Below are 16,265 nucleotides of genomic sequence, written 5' to 3' on the forward strand. Positions count from 1 at the left end.
AATGTGATCGGTATCTATTAATCATAGTTAAGGCCTTGGGTCGGTGTAATATGAGGATAAAAAGGGAAAAGGGGCGGCTGTGCATACGTCGACAAACGGCCCGTCTCCACCATATACAGCGGAGGTAACCAAGAATAGTCATTCCTTGTGTCTATGTGGTACCTTTAATGTAATCAAAAGAAAAGAGTTATGATTTGGGGTAGCGCCCGGTCTCCGGCACCAACCGGTAACCCAATATAACTAAACTTAACTTTTTCTAGGTACATAATCCCTTTTTCTTATAATTGAAACCGATTCTTGTATTAGCATATTGGAGCGATTCCGGGTGTCGCCTCCACCTAAAGCAGGGAAAGTCGGGGAGCTGTTATCTCCAGTTTTTCTGTTTTTTCTCTGCGGGAAATTTTTAATTAATTATTGGCTGCGCACCACTCTGTTGCGCTCTATCCTCTGGCCCGATATTCGATAATCCGAGTCTCCCATCCTTTTTGCTGTTCGAGTCTCATATAATAAAATCTTCCCCCAATTAGTTTTCTGAGGGAGATTATCCTATCAATCTAGAAATAACAACATGTGGGTAGTGTTTGAGACTTACATTATTTTCCTATCTTCCCCCTTATTTTTTCAAAGGTATCCCTGGACATTCTCTTGCCTTTTTCCCAATCCAGGTATGTTATAATAGACACGCCTAACATTTTCCCTACATCATCACATCTTTTCGTGTTTTTCTTTCTCCACTGCCGGATAAAACTTGTGTATTTATCTGACAAAATAAAATTGTAATAATCATCCTCGAAATACCCTACCGGAACCTTTAAAGCTAGGCAAATTTTTTCCATTATACTATGGTGAGGAGGATTAACGCCGGATTCGTACGCATATATGGCTTGTTCTGTACACCCACAAAGGTTACCTAGTTGGGCAGCGGTGAGATTCCTTAGGAACCGTTTCTTTCTAATTTTCTGACCCAGGGTATCCTCGGGGTAGTTTATATACTTATGTGCCTTATTAACTTTCTGATATAGAACTATCCCAGTTTTATCCCGCTTGCAACAGGAAGTGGAAAAACTACTACCCTTTATGCTGTATTAAACCATCTTAATGATATTGAAAAAAATATTATTACGGTAGAAGACCCGGTGGAGTACATAATTAAAGGAATTAACCAAACTCAGGTTAATGTCAAGGCTGGAATGACCTTTGCCGCCGGATTGCGCTCGATCCTGCGTCAGGACCCCGATATTATCATGGTTGGTGAGATAAGGGACACGGAAACTGCGGCAATAGCAGTTCGGGCCGCTAACACCGGTCACCAAATTTTTTCCACTTTGCATACCAATGATGCTCCGGGAGCGATAACCAGGCTTCTCGATATGGGAGTGGAACCTTTTAGAGTTTCCTCATCAATACTGGGCGTTGTAGCCCAACGTCTTGTGCGCGTGATCTGCCCGCACTGCAAAGAAGCCTACCAACTGGACCCGGGTGCCCCGGAGCGCCAGTTTTTATGTTTAGAGCCAAATGACGAAATTACTTTATATCGTGGAAAAGGCTGTGAAAAATGTGGAAATATAGGGTATCGGGGAAGAATGGCTATTCATGAAGTGCTTATAGTTGACACAGAACTGCGCAATGAAATTGTAAAAAATGTTTCAACCGGTGAATTGCGGCAAAAATCCCTGGCAGGGGGGATGATTTCACTGAAACAGGACGGAATTGAGAAGGCAAAACAAGGGTTAACTACGATAAAGGAAATTATGCGGGTAGCTTACACGCAGGAATCGAATATACAATCATAATTGCGGAGACAGGTGACCTTTTATTAAATAAAGAAATTTAAATGAAGAAATTAAATTAAAAATTAAATTAATGAAAAATATGCCAAGATGTGAAGGATTTGGTTGATGGCTGTCGTATTATATAAGCAATATTTCCAGATATGGAAGGCGTGAAAAAAATTCATGCTTCCCCAACGAAAAATATTTTTCCAAGCCGTAAAACCAAAAGAATTTTGGGGTATAATGTTTGACTCTCTGCAGCCAAGAGTGGGTTCAAAAGATCTGGCTGAGTTTTGCCGCCAGTTTTCGACTATGCTCAGCTGTGGGATCTCCATTATTCAGTGTTTAAATATATTAAGCCGGCAAGCAGAAAATAAAACGCTGGTACGAGCCACAAAGGGCTTGGTGGAACTGCTTGCGAATGGGCAGTCTCTGGCGCAAGCTGCCGGTTCCTATCCTAAAGTGTTTCCAAAGATTTTTGCCAGCATGCTGGAAGCGGGAGAGATCAGCGGCTCTCTGGATCAGATTATGGAAAGACTGTCCATTCACTTTGAAAAAGAGCATGATTTAAGAGAAAAAATCAAATCAGCCATGACTTATCCGGCAATAGTTCTGATGGTGGCGATAATAGCAGTTGCGGCAATGATTATATTGGTGCTTCCTACCTTTGTTAATATGCTCAATGAATACAATGCTGAGTTGCCTTTTGCTACAAGAGCGTTGCTAAGCTTGCTTATGAGCGGCTATTGGTATGTTCTACCGGGCGTTTTAACAATTATCTTTTTAATATTTAAACATATTGCCACAACAACCGGAGGAAAAACATTTATCGATAGCCTATCCTTGCGGATTCCAGTGTTTGGCGGATTAATCAAACGAATAATTATAGCCCGCTTTGCCCGTACCCTGGCCATCTTATTAGCCAGCGGAGTTCCCCTGTTGCAGGCGTTTGACGTGGTTAAAAGGGTTGTGGGCAATGCTATTGTTGAAAAGGCCATCATCGAAGCAAACCAGTGTGTGCGGGAAGGTCAGGGCATCGCCCTCCCGCTGCAACAAAGCGGTGTGTTCCCCCCAATGGTTACCCGCATGATAGCAATTGGCGAGGAAACCGGTGCGCTGGACTCCATGCTGGAAAAACTGGCTCAGTTTTACGAACGTGAAGTGGGGTATTTGGTTTCTCGTTTAGCTTCAACTATTGAACCAATATTGGTAGTTGCTATGGGGGGAGTTATCGGGTTTATTATACTGTCGATCATGTTGCCTATATTTAGCGTCATGAATTCAGTTCAATAACTCAACTTAGATACGGGAGAAAAAAGTGGGGCCGTTTCCTAAATGCCAAAAGAATTTGGGTGGGCGATCATGATTGCAAGAAATATGAAATTGCGCTCAGGGTATACACTTGTTGAAATTTTAGTTGTATTGGTGATTATGTCCATAATTATGGCTATAGCAATTCCTGACTTTAAAGACACTTATTTCAGGCGTATTTTGCTTACTGCAGCGTTAAGTTTGCAGCAGGAGGTTAGAACCACCGGTCAGGATTGTCTGCGTCTGGAATTCGCTAAATATTATATTCTTCTAGATACCTCCGGTGAACGCTGTATCATCTATGAACGAACCGGAGTAATTAGCCACCCGATTAAAGTAATTAAGATGCCCTATGATGTTGACCTGGTATCTACAAACTATGCGGCAAAAAAAATTGAATTTTCCGCCATAGGATATCCTACTACCGGTGGGCACATAGCTTTAAAGAGCAAAATTACCGGCGATTTTAAATACGTAATTATTACACCGGTTACCGGGCGGAGCAGGGTAAGTGACGCTTTAGCCGTTGAATAACCTGCAGGAGGACTCCTTTGTTTAGGGATAAGCAGGGTATGACCCTGATTGAAGTCATGATAGCTCTTTTAGTACTATCAATAAGTATTACTCCGCTTTTGAGCAGTTTTCTGGTATCAGCAAAGCAACTGGCAAGCTCGGAGAGGAAAGCGGCAGCCTTGTATAAAGCCCAGGGAATTTTGGAAGATGTAGTGCAGCAAAATTATGATAATATCAATGATCTATTAAAGATCGATGGTGAACTGAGCCGGGTGGCTGCTGATTATGGATACACAGAGGCTTTAAATGTAATTGCGCAGGATAACCGGGACAATAACGTCTTGCTTGCTTCGGCTGCAACAGGTTATAGTTATACGGTTGAAGTAACTGAGCAAAATGCTGTCAAAAAAATTATTGTTACCGTTTATTATATGGAGCCTTCCGTTGGCCGGGAAACAAGCATCAAGCTGGCGGGGGCCAGGGCCAAGAGGTGAATCCGTGCCTGCCAAAACTCAAAAAGCTTCAAATCTGGGTTTTACCCTGGTTGAATTAATGGTATCGATGGTGATTTTGGGTATCCTGCTGGTTTTGCTCAACGGGTTTTTTATATCCGGCCTTATAAAGTGGCACCGCGTTCAGGATAAAGCCGAAGTTGTAGAGAACTTGCGGATAGGGTTGAACCGTGTCACCAGGGAGATCAGGCAGGCCCGGTATTTTCCTTTTGAAAGCGGCAGCCCGTCTCAACAGGGGAAAGTGACTTTTACCAGTTTAGAAGGTATTAACGTCACTTACTACTGCTCAGTTAGTACCGATGCTGAGCACGCCTGCCAGTTGATCAGAAAAGCAGGCGGTGCTGCCAACCCGGTGGCCCGGTATGTTAAAGAGATAATTATTGACCCACCGGATTACAATGAACACACCCGGATGATTAATATTACCCTGGCAGGCGAAAAAGGAAAAAGCGGCGTTGTACGGGTTAGCACCAGAGTTTCGCTGCGGAAGGCGGATTGATTGCCATTGCGCCAAAACGACGGACAGGCTTTGATCATGGTGGTTATCAGTATTGCCATATTGTACGTTATTACAGCATCTCTGGGGTCTATTACCGGCCATACCCACAAAAACATGATTAGCGAGCTGGAACTTACGCAGGCTCTGTATGCGGCAGACGCCGGAATTGAAAACACCATCGGCAAAGTACTTAACGATTCAGCATGGTATGAGGGGTTGTCCTCTGCTTTTACCACTGTTTTTAATAACCAGGAATTGACCGCCGGAGTTGTATATGGAACTAAAATAAAAAAAGTAAATAATACTGATCAAGTATTTGGCACTGCGGCGATGATCGAATCCGTGGGGCAGTGCATCAACGCCGGTAATGTTCAAGCTAAAAAGACGCTGCAATGCTATATAGCGGTTTATACAGCAAACGATTACTTTAAAGGCTTAACTGTTTTACCTGGAGAAGCTGCAGGGGCGACGGTTACAGGATCTGCTGCAATTAACTCCCCGGTCATCTGTAGCAGCGATTTAACCCTGGGGGACAGCCTGACCGTAGTTGGAAATAACCCTGTTTACACCGGTGGCGAGCTGACTCTTGCGGATAGCGCCTCCTGTGACGCCGGCAATGTACAGCAAAGTTATTCTTACATACCACCGGTTCTGGACCTTAATGACTCCTATTACCAAATTCTTGCTGCAGAATACGGGGCGGAACATTTATTTACTTCGGGTGTGTCTGATCCAACATATACATTCCCCAATAGCCACATCGACACCAAACAGGTTATCATACCCGACAGCGACGGGGCAGAAGCCACTGTTTATTTATACTCAGGCTGTTATTACGTGAACGGGGATTTGAACATCAGCGGCTGTTACCAGGGTAAAGCCGTAATTTTTGCATCCGGTGATATTAAAATTGCCAGCGATCTGGTAAGCGTAAACGACTACTGCGAAGAGACTGCCGGGGCAGGGGATCTAACGCTGATTGCGCTTGGGAATATCATGGTTGAAGAGAGCAAAGTATATGCCAACCTCATGGCTCGCGGAGTATTTCAAACCAGCGGTGCTGTAATATTGCGGGGCGCCGTATGCGCAAGCGGGATTGATTTGGGCCGGAGCCATTTTGATCTGAATTTTAACAGTTTGGATGTTAATAAAGCCGCCATACCTGTTACGGTGAAGGTGTATAATTGGCAAGAATTGTACCCGGTAATTGCGGGTACCAAAGTTACGGTGGTAATGCGCGATGAAAAAAATTCTGCATAAACTACTCCCAAGAAAAATACCCTGCTCGGCTCTTGATATAGGGGTTGGGGAAACAAAATTCGTATCCCTGGCTCCGAGCGGAGAAAAACCCGTAATCATGTTCACTGCCAGGTATCCCACTCCGCCCGGGTTTTGGACCGAAATAATCAGTCGAAAGTTGACCGGTGGAAACTTGGCGGAAATGATCGTACAGCACGATCTGGGTGGAACGGAAATTATTTCAACCATCGGCAACGACAGCGTGGTTACCCGCCATATCAGTCTGCTCAAAGCTGCGCCAAAAGAACTGGCTAAAGCGGTGATCAATGAAGCGCAAAAAGTCATGCCTTATGATACTGACGAACTGGTGGTACGCCATATCATGCTGGAAGAGCGGGCAGCCGGAAACCAAAACAAGGTAGAGATTTTATTTGCGGCGCTGCCACTTTCATTAAGCTATCAGTATCACGCACTGTTAAAACACTGTGGCCTGGCGCTGGTCGCGCTGGACCTGCCCGCCATTGCCCTATGGCGGCTTTTTAAAAATGAACTGGCCCAAAGCGAGGCAATAACGGCCATTATGGATATCGGAGAAACCAGAACTTGTTTGGTTATAGCAAAGGGCCAACAGCTGCAGTATACCCGGACAATGCCCGTCGGCGGTGCTTTATTGACCGGTTCCATGGCTGACGGCTTTGGCATGAGCATTGAACAAGCCAGGGCGATGAAGGAAGAGCAGGGAATTATACTGGATAAAGGAAGCCTGGCCGGGGCAGAGGCAACTGCACTACAAATTGATTTATCCCTGCGGGATGGATTAGGCCAAATGATTAAGGAAATACGGCGTTCACTTGAATTTTATGCTGCCAGGGATTATGCCGCACCCGTCAGGCAAGTCTTTCTTGCCGGCGGCACCAGCAAGCTAAAGGGTTTTGAGCAGTTTATCGGTGAGGCATTGGACCTGCCCGCGAAAGTAGTCCAGCCGTCCAGTATCTTATTTAACGCTTCGGGAGAATTAGGTTACGATCCGGCAATGGCAGTAGCCTATGGCCTGGCGCTGCGGGAGATGCCGCCCGATGTATGAGATTAACCTCCTGCCACCCGAGCTGCAAAAAAAGGTTGCCATTGATGTAAGTAAAATGCTTGTGCCGTTAGTTGTTGTCGTCATTCTTATAGTTATGGGCGGCAGTTACTGGCTGCTGCAAATGAAACAGTATCAGGCCGCCGCGGAAACTGCCCGGATAGATGTAAGATTAAACGAAATCAGCCCTCTGGTGCGGAAAATTGAGCGAATGAAGCGGGAAAGATTGGATGGAGAGAAAAAAATTAAGACCTACCGGCAAATTACCGCTCAGCGGGTAACCTTCATCCCCATGCTAAACGCTATTGCCCAAACTATGCCCGTGGATATGTGGCTTACCGACATCAGTTTGGAAAACCGCCGGGAATACGCGGCACGCGGCGGTTTTGCCTCGCCGCCGGGAGTTTTGGCCATGAATGAGCAGCCGGAAGATATAAATAATAAACCCGGTAATAATACCTTTAGCTCGGATAGTAAGGACAATGACCCGGACGGGGAAGAAGGAGTAAAGGAAGTGCCGCCTCCCAATCTGGTGGTGCTTAAAGGCGTTTCTTATTCTCCCGCCTCGGTTGGTGTTTTCATCAATAACTTGTCCGGGCTGCCCTACTTCCGGAACATTGATTTAATTGAGACTTCGGTAAAAAAATTGGAAGGCTCGATAGGTCAGGCCTTCTGCATTGAAGCCAGGCTGCGGGAGGGAAAACAAGATGTATCAAAATCTTAGCTCCCGCGAAAAGAAAATGCTGCTGGTGCTGGCCGTGGTTATTATACTAAGCGGGTTTTACGTATTCCTGTTACGTCCGCAAATAGGCAACTGTACTGAAAACATGGATAAATTAAAGCAAAAGCGGGAACAGCTGCAAAAAGCCGAGGCAACCTTGCACTCCCGAAAAGAGGAAGAAAAAAAATATGCCGAGTTTCAAATAAAATGGAAAGATTATACCGTAAAGCTGGATACTGAGTACAGGCGGGGTTCGTCACTTGTGCTGATCGGGCTAAAAGCCGCCGATTTAGGTGTGACCATCAATAAACTGGTGCCGGGCGGGATTATAGACAAAAAGGACTACCTGGAACTGCCCCTGGTTTTAGAAGTAGAAGGAGAATACGAAAACGTTAGACAGCTATTGAACGAAATTGAAACATTATCTAATACCACGGAAATAAGGGCTTTAAAGGCTAGTGTTAATAAAGAAGAATTAAAGCTGAAAATACCGGGTTGGGAGAAACCTGTTACGGTTGCTGCCTATCCGGTTAACGTGCAGTGTGACATAACGGTGTATTCAGCGACCACTCCCGGTGGCAAACTCTACCTGGAAGAGGAAAAAGGCAGCGCCTGGCAAATAGGCCGGGAAAATCCTTTTAGTCAGCCTGATCCTGTATCGCCTTATCCGGAAGTGCCGGTTCCCGTGATTCACTATGAAGATGAAGCCGGTAACAGCATCCAAAGTGACATTTACGGTGAGATACCTCCGACCTAAAATTTAAGGAATGTTTTGATCAATTTGCCATTTATCAAGTATTATATATAAAGAACCGGAAAACAATATGCTAATAGTAAATTAATACGGGGTGAAGAAATGGATCAGCAGGTTATCAAGGATGTACTGGCCGAAGCGTTAAAAAACGGCGGAGACTTTGCCGATATATACATCGAGCACAAAAGGGCAACCGGTATCGGCTGCGAGGGAGGCAAAATCGAACGAATTCAATCCGGCATAGAATCCGGTGCCGGAATCCGGGTAATCTCCGGTGAAGCAACTTCCTATGCCTACACCAATGATTTAAGCCGGGAAGGTTTGATGGGCGCGGCGAAAATCGTCAGCCACGCCGCCAAAGGGGAGAAAAAAGATATTCAATTTGAGCTGAAGCAGGTGCAGCCCCGGGTGACTTTTAACATTAAACAAATGCCGGACAGCGTAACCACCGAACAAAAGGTGAAGGTGGTAAAATCCGCCGACAGGGCTGCCCGGGCGGTGGATCCGGATAAAATCAAACAGGTCATGGTAGGTTACGGCGACGTGGTGCAAAAAATAATCATCGCCAACAGCGAAGGCGATTACGTAGAGGATCAGCGGGTACGCACCCGGCTGATGGTGCAGGCTGTGGCCGCTGAAGGTTCAGTTATACAAACAGGCTACGAAGCGGTGGGCAGTCACAGCGGCTTTGAGCTGCTGGAGCGCAACGACCCTGAGGAAATTGGCAGAATCGCTGCCAAGCGCGCGGTGCAGATGCTCACCGCCAAGCCCGCTCCGGCAGGTAAAATGCCGGTAGTACTGGCAGGAGAGGCCGGAGGCACAATGGTCCACGAAGCTTGCGGGCACGGCCTGGAAGCGGACCTGGTGCAAAAAGGGCTTTCGGTCTACGCCGGGAAGAAGGGCCAAAAGGTGGCCGCCGACTGCGTAACCGTAATCGACGATGCCACTATGGATGACCGCTATGGTTCCTATAGTTTTGATGACGAGGGCGTTCCGGCGCGCAAAGTGGTGCTGATTGAAAACGGAATGCTGAAAGACTACATGTATGACCGGCTCACCGCCAAACGGGACGGGGTGGAGCCCAACGGCCACGGCCGCCGGGAGTCCTACCAGGATAAACCCATCCCGCGTATGGGCAACACCTACATTGCGCCCGGCCAAGACGACCCGCAGGAAATAATCCGCAGCGCCGGCAGCGGGCTGCTGGTGAAAAAAATGGGTGGCGGTCAGGTTAATACCACCACCGGCGATTTTGTTTTTGATGTAGCCGAAGGCTTTTTAATCAAAAACGGGGAAACCGGCCCCATGGTGCGAGGAGCCACCCTCACCGGCAACGGCCCCGAGGTGCTCCGGATCGTTGAAAAAGTGGGCAGCGACCTGGGCTTCACCATCGGCACCTGCGGTAAAGACGGCCAGGGCGTACCGGTCAGCGACGCCCAGCCTACACTGCTGATCAAACAGCTAACCGTGGGCGGCACGGCTCACGGGGAAGAATAAAGTAAATATTATTATAACCAAAGCCCGGTTATGGTAAATGCCGGGCTTTGGGGCGTCAGGGCTCTTTGGTTCTGATAATTTTTCTAATTATTAGCGAATTATGTCTTTGGCTGTTGTTTTTTAAAGTATTTATATATATAATTAATCAATATATTGATATAAATTATTTTCAGTCTGAAAAAGGCAAACGTTTCGAAAGAGACGGGCGCAAAGTTGCGGGCCTAAGGCGAAAGCTATGGCAGTCGGACTACCAGGCGCGATTACTGTAAAGTATCGTGCTTTTTTTATGAGCACATGTAAAGCATGCGCGAAGTGGCACATTATACCAATCGATTTTATGCGCAATTAAAAGGAATATGTTGCTTTTTCTTGAAATTAATTAAATAATCATCTTATATGCCGGAGGATTGGAGGATGAGATTAACCAAGGACTTTTTAGGAGTTCGGCTGGTTCAAGAAGGGGTTATCTCCCAGCAACAATTGAATCAGGCATTAATTCATCAAAAAGCTAACCGGGGTTTCCTTGGCAAAGTGTTGGTGGATTTAGGCTTTTGCACGGAGGAAGATATCGCCAAAGTAATGGCCAAACGGGCCGGGGTGCCATTCGTATCATTGGAAAAGTATCCGATTGATCCGTCAGCCGTAGCCAAGCTGCCGACGGAAGCCCAGAGAAAATATAAAGCACTGCCCATCAGCTTTAGTGGGGATAAACTACTGGTAGCGATGCAGCATCCCAATAATGTTATAGCCATTGATGATATGCGCATACTGACGGGATATGATATTAAACCTGTGGTTGTCGCCGATAGTGAATTTAACGCAGCCCTGGAAAAATACAGCCGGATCAACTTGGAGTTCGAACAACCGGCAGATGAGCAGCTGCCGGAGGAAGAACTCGATATCGAGGCGGATGACTCCGAGATTAAGCCTGCGGTTCAACTGGCCAACATGATTCTGTCCCAGGCGGTGAACTCTAAGGCCAGCGATGTACATATTGAAGTTTATGAAACTCAACTGCGCATACGTTTTAGAATTGACGGCGTTTTGCATGATACAATGCAGCTGTCCAGGAAGCTGCATGCTTCGCTGGTTTCGCGCATTAAAATAATGGCTAATATGAACATAGCCGAGCGCAGAATCCCACAGGACGGCCGGATGTCGATTAAAATAGAGGGACGTACTATTGATGCCAGGGTAGCTTCGCTACCCGCCAGTTTCGGCGAACGGTTAACCCTGCGGCTGCTGGACCGGTCAGCTAAAATAATCACTCTTGAGGAACTGGGGCTGGAGCAAGGGGTTTTGCAAAAATACCGGGATGCCATCAACATGCCGTACGGCTGCGTACTGGTTTCAGGACCGACCGGTAGCGGCAAAAGCACCAGTTTATATGCCAGCCTGATTAATGTGGACAGGGTGGCTAAAAATGTAATTACCGTAGAAGATCCGGTCGAATACCGCATGGAAGGCATTAACCAGATTCAGATCAACTCCAAAGCCGGTCTTACCTTTGCTTCCGGGTTGCGTTCCATATTACGCAGTGACCCGGATATTATTATGGTTGGCGAAATAAGAGACTATGAAACAGCCAAATTGGCTATTGAATCTGCTTTAACCGGGCATATGGTTTTTTCCACGTTGCATACAAATGATGCGGCCGGCGCAATCAGCCGCCTTACTGAAATGGGAATCGAACCCTTTTTAACTGCTTCATCAATTGTCTGCATTTTAGCCCAGCGCCTGGCGCGGGTTTTATGCCGGAACTGTAAACAGGAGTACGAAATGACGCGCGATCAACTGCGGGATATACCGGATTTTCCATTTGATAAGGGAGAAAACCGGGTAAAATTATACCGCCCCAAAGGGTGCATGCGCTGCAGTAATACTGGGTACCGGGGACGGATAGGCATATACGAGTTGCTATTTGTAACGGAAACAATTCAGCGTCTGGCCCTGGAACGCAGGCCGGCCAAGGAGATCAAGGAAACTGCAATCGCCGAGGGCATGATGACGCTGCGTCAGGATGGACTGCACAAAGTAAAGAATGGCATTACTTCATTAGAAGAATTAATGAGGGTGATACAATGAGTTCCCAGGCGGGGCTGAGCATGAATGAAATTCTTACCCGCACAGTAAAGATGAATGGTTCCGATTTACACCTGACTGCCGGCAAGCCGCCTGTAATCAGGATCAATGGTGAACTGGTAACGACGGATATGCCCAGACTGATGCCGCAGGATATAGAGCAACTGGTATATGCTATCCTTACGCCCAAGCAGAAAGACAGTCTGGAAAAGGATCTGGAACTTGATTTCTCCCACTCTGTACCCGGCATCAGCCGGTTCCGCGGCAATATCATGTGGCAGCGCGGCTCACTGGCGGTTAACTTCCGGGTAGTGGCTATGGATATTCCCAAATTTAAAAGCCTTGGTTTACCCGCTTCGGCGAAAAATATTGCCCGGCTGCCGCGCGGCCTGGTTCTGGTTACCGGTCCGACAGGCAGCGGCAAATCAACCACGCTGGCATCAATTATTGATCTGATAAACGAAAACCGCTGTCTTAACATAGTTACCGTGGAAGACCCCATTGAATTTTTACATAGTCATAAGAAATCCATTATCAAGCAGCGCGAGGTGGGCAGCGATACGCATTCCTTTGCCGCGGCGCTCAGGCATGTGCTGCGTCACGACCCCGACGTCATTTTAATCGGTGAAATGCGGGACATGGAAAGCATCTCCATAGCTCTGACTGCAGCTGAAACCGGGCACCTGGTTTTTTCCACACTGCATACCCAAACAGCGCCGCTGGCCATCCACCGTATTATTGATGTTTTTCCGGAGGGTATCCGCAGTCAAATCAGGCAGCAGCTTTCGGATTCATTACAGTCCGTTGTGGCCCAGCAGTTGATTCCCCGGACTGATGGTAAAGGCAGAGTGGCCGCTGTTGAAATACTTTGGGCCACCTCGGCGGTTAGAAATTTAATTAGGGAAGGCAAAGAATACCAGCTGTACACGGTTATGCAGACCGGTCGCAATGTGGGGATGCAAACCATGGACCAGGCACTGGCCGAATTATGCCTTTCCGGTTTGATCTCCAGAGAAAATGCTTTGGGCAAGGCAGTTGATCGTATTGAACTGGAACGAGCTTTGAAGAACAATATTTCTTTCTAAAAATTATCTGCAGCAAGTTCAGGAAGGTTGGTTTTATGCCTCTTTACACGTATGAAGCCATAGATGAAAAAGGCCTGCCGGTATCCGGCAAAATGGAGGCGGAGCAAGAAAATTCCGCCGTTGCCAAATTGAAAAAAATGGGATACATGGTCATAGACCTGGCGGAGGTCAAAAATACTTCTTTAACCTTTACATTTGCCGGACGGCGCAAAATTAAAATAGGCGATATCAGTTTTTTCAGCCGCCAGCTATCGGCCATGCTTATTGCCGGCATCCCGCTGACCCGCTGTCTTTTTACTTTGCAGGAACAGACAAGCAACCCAACTTTGAGCAAAATTATCGGTGAAGTGGCTAAAAGCGTGGAAAGCGGCGTTAGTTTCTCCGATGCGCTGCGGGCATACCCGGAAACCTTTTCCTCTATGTATGTTGATATGATTAAAGCGGGCGAAATCAGCGGTTCTATAGAAGAAATGCTTAGAAGGCTGTCCGACCAGCTGGAGCGCAGCAAACATCTGCAGGACCAAATCCGGGCCGCCACCTTTTACCCGTCGGTAGTTTTGATTTTTGCCTTTTGCGTAGTCATGGCGCTGATGATTTTCGTTGTCCCCATTTTCGTAGGATTCTTTCCTGAAGGTGTAAGCCTGCCGCTGCCCACCAGAATTGTCGTGGGGATCAGCAACGTGCTGCGTGGTTACTGGCATCTATGCTTACTGTTTATGGTTTTATTTGTTTTTGGTTTGCGTTACTATTTATCCAGTACAAATGGTAAAAAAGCTTGGGACATGTTTAGATTCAGGCTGCCGGTGATGGGGGACCTTTTTAAAAAAACAACTATTGCCTCCTTTTCACGCACTCTGTCCACCCTCCTGTCCGGAGGTATTCCGGTCTTACAGGCGCTGGAAGCGGCCGGCCCGGCCTCCGGCAGCATCCAGGTCGCCGAAGCGGTCAAACAAACGGGCTACGGCATCCAGGAAGGACAAAGTATAGCTTTTTTACTTAAAAAGAGCGGCTTTTTCCCGCCCATGCTGGTTAATATGGTGGCTGTCGGTGAGGAAACCGGCCAGCTTTCCACACTGCTCGGACGGGTGGCTGATTTTTATGAGGAAGAAGTGGCAGCCATGACTAAAGGTTTGACTGCCATGCTGGAGCCGGTATTGTTGATAGTTGTGGGTATTACAATTGGTTCTATAGTAATAGCTGTTTACTTGCCCATATTTACCGTGGTAACTTCAGTTGGTCAGTAGGGAGGTAAAAGATGGATGGATACCCCAAGAAGGAACAACCCTCTGCCAATATTGAAGCAGCCATGAAGGCTTATCTAAATGCAAAAAACGAATCAACTTTAGATAAATTGGTAAGTTCCGGAACGGGTCTTGTGCATTACTTTGCCAAAATCTATGCTCCCGGACAAAGCAAAGAGGATCTTATTCAGGCCGGTTATGAGGGTTTGATTAAAGCGGCGGAACGATATGACCGGAATCGCGGCGTTTCTTTCAGTACTTACGCTGGTCATTATATCATGGGCGAAATGCGCCATTTGATTCGCCGGGAAGCTGCTTTTGACCGTCCCGCCTGGGTGGCCGACCTACAGAATAAGGTCAATTGCGTAATTGAAAAGCACATGCAAATTAACGGTGAACCGCCGTCTATCGCCCAAATCGCCAATGAATTGAATGTTCGCGAAGAAGGAGTGGTACAGGCTATGCGCGCGGGCTGGGTTTCCATAGAAGAGATAGACATATCACAAATTCACAGCCAGAGGTATGCAAGTTTTACCTTGCCGATAGAGGACCGCATAGCTTTAAAAATAGCTATGGAAAAGTTATCCAAGATGCAGCGCAAGGTGATAGAAGCACTTTTTTATCAAGGCATGACCCAAACGGAAACGGCGGAAGCCTTGGGTGTCAACCAGCGGAAGGTTTCACGCTTGCTTAAAAGAAGCTTGGAAATATTGGCCAGGTTTTTTTCTTAAATATTAGACCCTTGATAAGGAGCTGATGAATTAATTTGAAATTTTTTAAAAATAAAGGCGCGGTGGGACTCCAATTAGAAACAGGAGTTATCCGCGCTGTGGAAATAACAGGCACGTTACGCACCGCTGCGCTGGTAAAAGCCGAAAAAATTGAAGTTCCGGAAACAGCAATTGTGGAAGGGGTAGTCGAAAATGCCGAAACTGTTGCCGGCGCGCTAAAGGAATTATGGACCCGTTCCCATATCGGCAGCCGGGAAGTGGTGCTGGGTGTTTCCAATCAAGGGGTTTTAATGCGTCTGGCCAATTTACCCAAAGTTGAACCGGGCAAGCTGGAGAAAATGCTGCGTTTCCAGGCCGGTGACTATTTTCCCATTCCACTGTCGGAAATGGTGCTGGATTACGCTGTTGTTGACGAAGTGCAGGGAGAAACCGGTCCGCAGTTGGAAGTGTTAATGGTCGCCGTAAGGCAGGATCTGCTGGATAAAAGCCTGGAGACCTTGACCTGCGCGGGCCTGGTGCCCCGGATTGTTGACGTATCCCCGCTGGCATTGATGCGTACGCTGCCTGAAAGCCGGTTGACGGGCACAACCATATTTGTGGATATGGCTGACGGGATTACCTCGTTGATGCTGGTAACAGGAGGTATACCCCGCTTTATCAGAATAATTCCCACTAATTTGCAGACTGCTTCAGAGCAAGATAATTATTTTGCTGAGATAATATTGCAGAGTAAACAGCAGGCAGCTTCGACTAATACCGGTGATAGCATGTCGGATATTTTTTTGCCGGATGACCTTATACCGGAGGCTGAGTCACAGGTCTCTTTTACCAACGCGGCTGAAAGCAAGTCGGGTAGTTTTGCTCCCGGTGAAATTATATGGAAGAAAGAACAGGAAACAGAGGACCCAATTAAAGATGAAAATATGCCCGGCAACGTTTGGTATAACTGGGCCGGTGCTGTGGCGGAGGAGATTAGATCATCCATAGGCTTTTATTTGGCCCAGCGCGACTCGCTGACTGTTGACTGTTTGTTTCTCAGCGGGTGCGGAGCCCGTGCCGAAGAGGTCAAGGAATTGTTTAATTTAGAACTGGATATACCGGTTGAAGTAATAAACCCGATCGTTTCTTTTAAAGGTGCGGTTAACACGCTTAATGTGGATTGGAATAAGGTGGGTCCTGATTTTGCCGTGGCCGTAGGGCTGGCTTTAAGAGGAATGGAGACCTGAG

At 47.0% G+C, this 16,265-nt stretch carries 16 protein-coding genes and 1 riboswitch; of the genes, 15 read left to right on the plus strand and 1 reads right to left on the minus strand.

The annotated features are described in order from the left end of the window. Positions 1 to 593: 593 nt before the first annotated feature. Complete coding sequence (locus tag BM056_RS26735) at positions 594 to 1,079, minus strand: helix-turn-helix domain-containing protein (protein ID WP_092467495.1); 486 nt, start codon at positions 1,077 to 1,079, stop codon at positions 594 to 596. Positions 1,080 to 1,103: 24 nt separating this feature from the next. On the opposite strand from BM056_RS26735, the gene BM056_RS00110 reads away from it, so the two are divergent. The 15 genes from BM056_RS00110 to pilM (BM056_RS00180) all read left to right on the plus strand — a co-directional run bounded on the left by BM056_RS00110 (position 1,104) and on the right by pilM (BM056_RS00180) (position 16,264). Further along, entirely contained in the window at positions 1,104 to 1,793 is a 690-nt protein-coding gene (locus tag BM056_RS00110) for a GspE/PulE family protein (RefSeq protein ID WP_435050942.1), read from the plus strand. A 246-nt stretch (positions 1,794 to 2,039) separates the two neighbouring features. Further along, complete coding sequence (locus tag BM056_RS00115; RefSeq protein WP_165613305.1) at positions 2,040 to 3,065, plus strand: type II secretion system F family protein; 1,026 nt, start codon at positions 2,040 to 2,042, stop codon at positions 3,063 to 3,065. 42 nt (positions 3,066 to 3,107) lie between these two features. Continuing rightward, entirely contained in the window at positions 3,108 to 3,617 is a 510-nt protein-coding gene (locus BM056_RS00120) for a prepilin-type N-terminal cleavage/methylation domain-containing protein (protein ID WP_092467501.1), read from the plus strand. A gap of 17 nt (positions 3,618 to 3,634) precedes the next feature. Then, positions 3,635 to 4,090, plus strand: coding sequence for a type IV pilus modification PilV family protein (locus BM056_RS00125; protein WP_092467503.1), 456 nt, complete (start codon positions 3,635 to 3,637; stop codon positions 4,088 to 4,090). 4 nt (positions 4,091 to 4,094) lie between these two features. Continuing rightward, on the plus strand, positions 4,095 to 4,607 hold the full coding sequence (locus tag BM056_RS00130; protein ID WP_165613306.1) for a PilW family protein: 513 nt from the start codon (positions 4,095 to 4,097) through the stop codon (positions 4,605 to 4,607). Next, the gene (locus tag BM056_RS00135) at positions 4,608 to 5,867 is read left to right on the plus strand and encodes a hypothetical protein (RefSeq protein WP_092467507.1); all 1,260 of its coding nucleotides are present in this window, start codon (positions 4,608 to 4,610) and stop codon (positions 5,865 to 5,867) included. It begins immediately after the preceding gene. After that, on the plus strand, positions 5,848 to 6,930 hold the full coding sequence (pilM, locus tag BM056_RS00140) for a type IV pilus assembly protein PilM (protein WP_092467509.1): 1,083 nt from the start codon (positions 5,848 to 5,850) through the stop codon (positions 6,928 to 6,930). The genes BM056_RS00135 and pilM (BM056_RS00140) overlap by 20 nt, the downstream gene beginning before the upstream one ends. After that, the gene (locus BM056_RS00145) at positions 6,923 to 7,651 is read left to right on the plus strand and encodes a PilN domain-containing protein (RefSeq protein ID WP_165613307.1); all 729 of its coding nucleotides are present in this window, start codon (positions 6,923 to 6,925) and stop codon (positions 7,649 to 7,651) included. The genes pilM (BM056_RS00140) and BM056_RS00145 overlap by 8 nt, the downstream gene beginning before the upstream one ends. Continuing rightward, on the plus strand, positions 7,635 to 8,405 hold the full coding sequence (locus BM056_RS00150) for a type II secretion system protein M (protein ID WP_092467513.1): 771 nt from the start codon (positions 7,635 to 7,637) through the stop codon (positions 8,403 to 8,405). The genes BM056_RS00145 and BM056_RS00150 overlap by 17 nt, the downstream gene beginning before the upstream one ends. Positions 8,406 to 8,504: 99 nt before the next feature. Beyond that, positions 8,505 to 9,899 carry a TldD/PmbA family protein gene (locus BM056_RS00155; RefSeq protein ID WP_092467515.1) on the plus strand — a complete coding sequence of 465 codons (1,395 nt, stop codon included), beginning with the start codon at positions 8,505 to 8,507 and terminating at the stop codon, positions 9,897 to 9,899. Positions 9,900 to 10,071: 172 nt separating this feature from the next. Then, positions 10,072 to 10,154, plus strand: a riboswitch (cyclic di-GMP riboswitch). 159 nt (positions 10,155 to 10,313) lie between these two features. Then, positions 10,314 to 11,984: a GspE/PulE family protein gene (locus BM056_RS00160; protein WP_092467517.1), complete on the plus strand. Its 1,671-nt coding sequence runs from the start codon at positions 10,314 to 10,316 to the stop codon at positions 11,982 to 11,984. 20 nt (positions 11,985 to 12,004) lie between these two features. Continuing rightward, on the plus strand, positions 12,005 to 13,066 hold the full coding sequence (locus BM056_RS00165) for a type IV pilus twitching motility protein PilT (RefSeq protein ID WP_238456253.1): 1,062 nt from the start codon (positions 12,005 to 12,007) through the stop codon (positions 13,064 to 13,066). A 35-nt stretch (positions 13,067 to 13,101) separates the two neighbouring features. After that, positions 13,102 to 14,310, plus strand: coding sequence for a type II secretion system F family protein (locus BM056_RS00170; protein WP_092467521.1), 1,209 nt, complete (start codon positions 13,102 to 13,104; stop codon positions 14,308 to 14,310). 11 nt (positions 14,311 to 14,321) lie between these two features. Continuing rightward, positions 14,322 to 15,038 (plus strand): sigma-70 family RNA polymerase sigma factor, encoded by a 717-nt coding sequence (locus BM056_RS00175; protein ID WP_092467523.1) that lies wholly within the window; start codon positions 14,322 to 14,324, stop codon positions 15,036 to 15,038. Positions 15,039 to 15,073: 35 nt separating this feature from the next. Next, entirely contained in the window at positions 15,074 to 16,264 is a 1,191-nt protein-coding gene (pilM, locus tag BM056_RS00180; RefSeq protein ID WP_165613308.1) for a type IV pilus biogenesis protein PilM, read from the plus strand. The last annotated feature ends 1 nt before the right edge of the window (position 16,265 follow it).

Source organism: Desulfotruncus arcticus DSM 17038 (assembly GCF_900113335.1).
GTDB classification, from domain to species: Bacteria; Bacillota; Desulfotomaculia; order Desulfotomaculales; family Desulfallaceae; genus Desulfotruncus; species Desulfotruncus arcticus.

Bases quoted from the DNA above. Each gene is read 5' to 3' on its own strand.
- BM056_RS00120 (WP_092467501.1), top strand. From the start codon at position 3,108: ATGCCAAAAGAATTTGGGTGGGCGATCATGATTGCAAGAAATATGAAA.
- pilM (WP_092467509.1), top strand. From the start codon at position 5,848: ATGAAAAAAATTCTGCATAAACTACTCCCAAGAAAAATACCCTGCTCG.
- BM056_RS00145 (WP_165613307.1), top strand. From the start codon at position 6,923: ATGTATGAGATTAACCTCCTGCCACCCGAGCTGCAAAAAAAGGTTGCC.
- BM056_RS00150 (WP_092467513.1), top strand. From the start codon at position 7,635: ATGTATCAAAATCTTAGCTCCCGCGAAAAGAAAATGCTGCTGGTGCTG.
- BM056_RS00155 (WP_092467515.1), top strand. From the start codon at position 8,505: ATGGATCAGCAGGTTATCAAGGATGTACTGGCCGAAGCGTTAAAAAAC.
- BM056_RS00160 (WP_092467517.1), top strand. From the start codon at position 10,314: ATGAGATTAACCAAGGACTTTTTAGGAGTTCGGCTGGTTCAAGAAGGG.
- BM056_RS00165 (WP_238456253.1), top strand. From the start codon at position 12,005: ATGAATGAAATTCTTACCCGCACAGTAAAGATGAATGGTTCCGATTTA.
- BM056_RS00170 (WP_092467521.1), top strand. From the start codon at position 13,102: ATGCCTCTTTACACGTATGAAGCCATAGATGAAAAAGGCCTGCCGGTA.
- BM056_RS00175 (WP_092467523.1), top strand. From the start codon at position 14,322: ATGGATGGATACCCCAAGAAGGAACAACCCTCTGCCAATATTGAAGCA.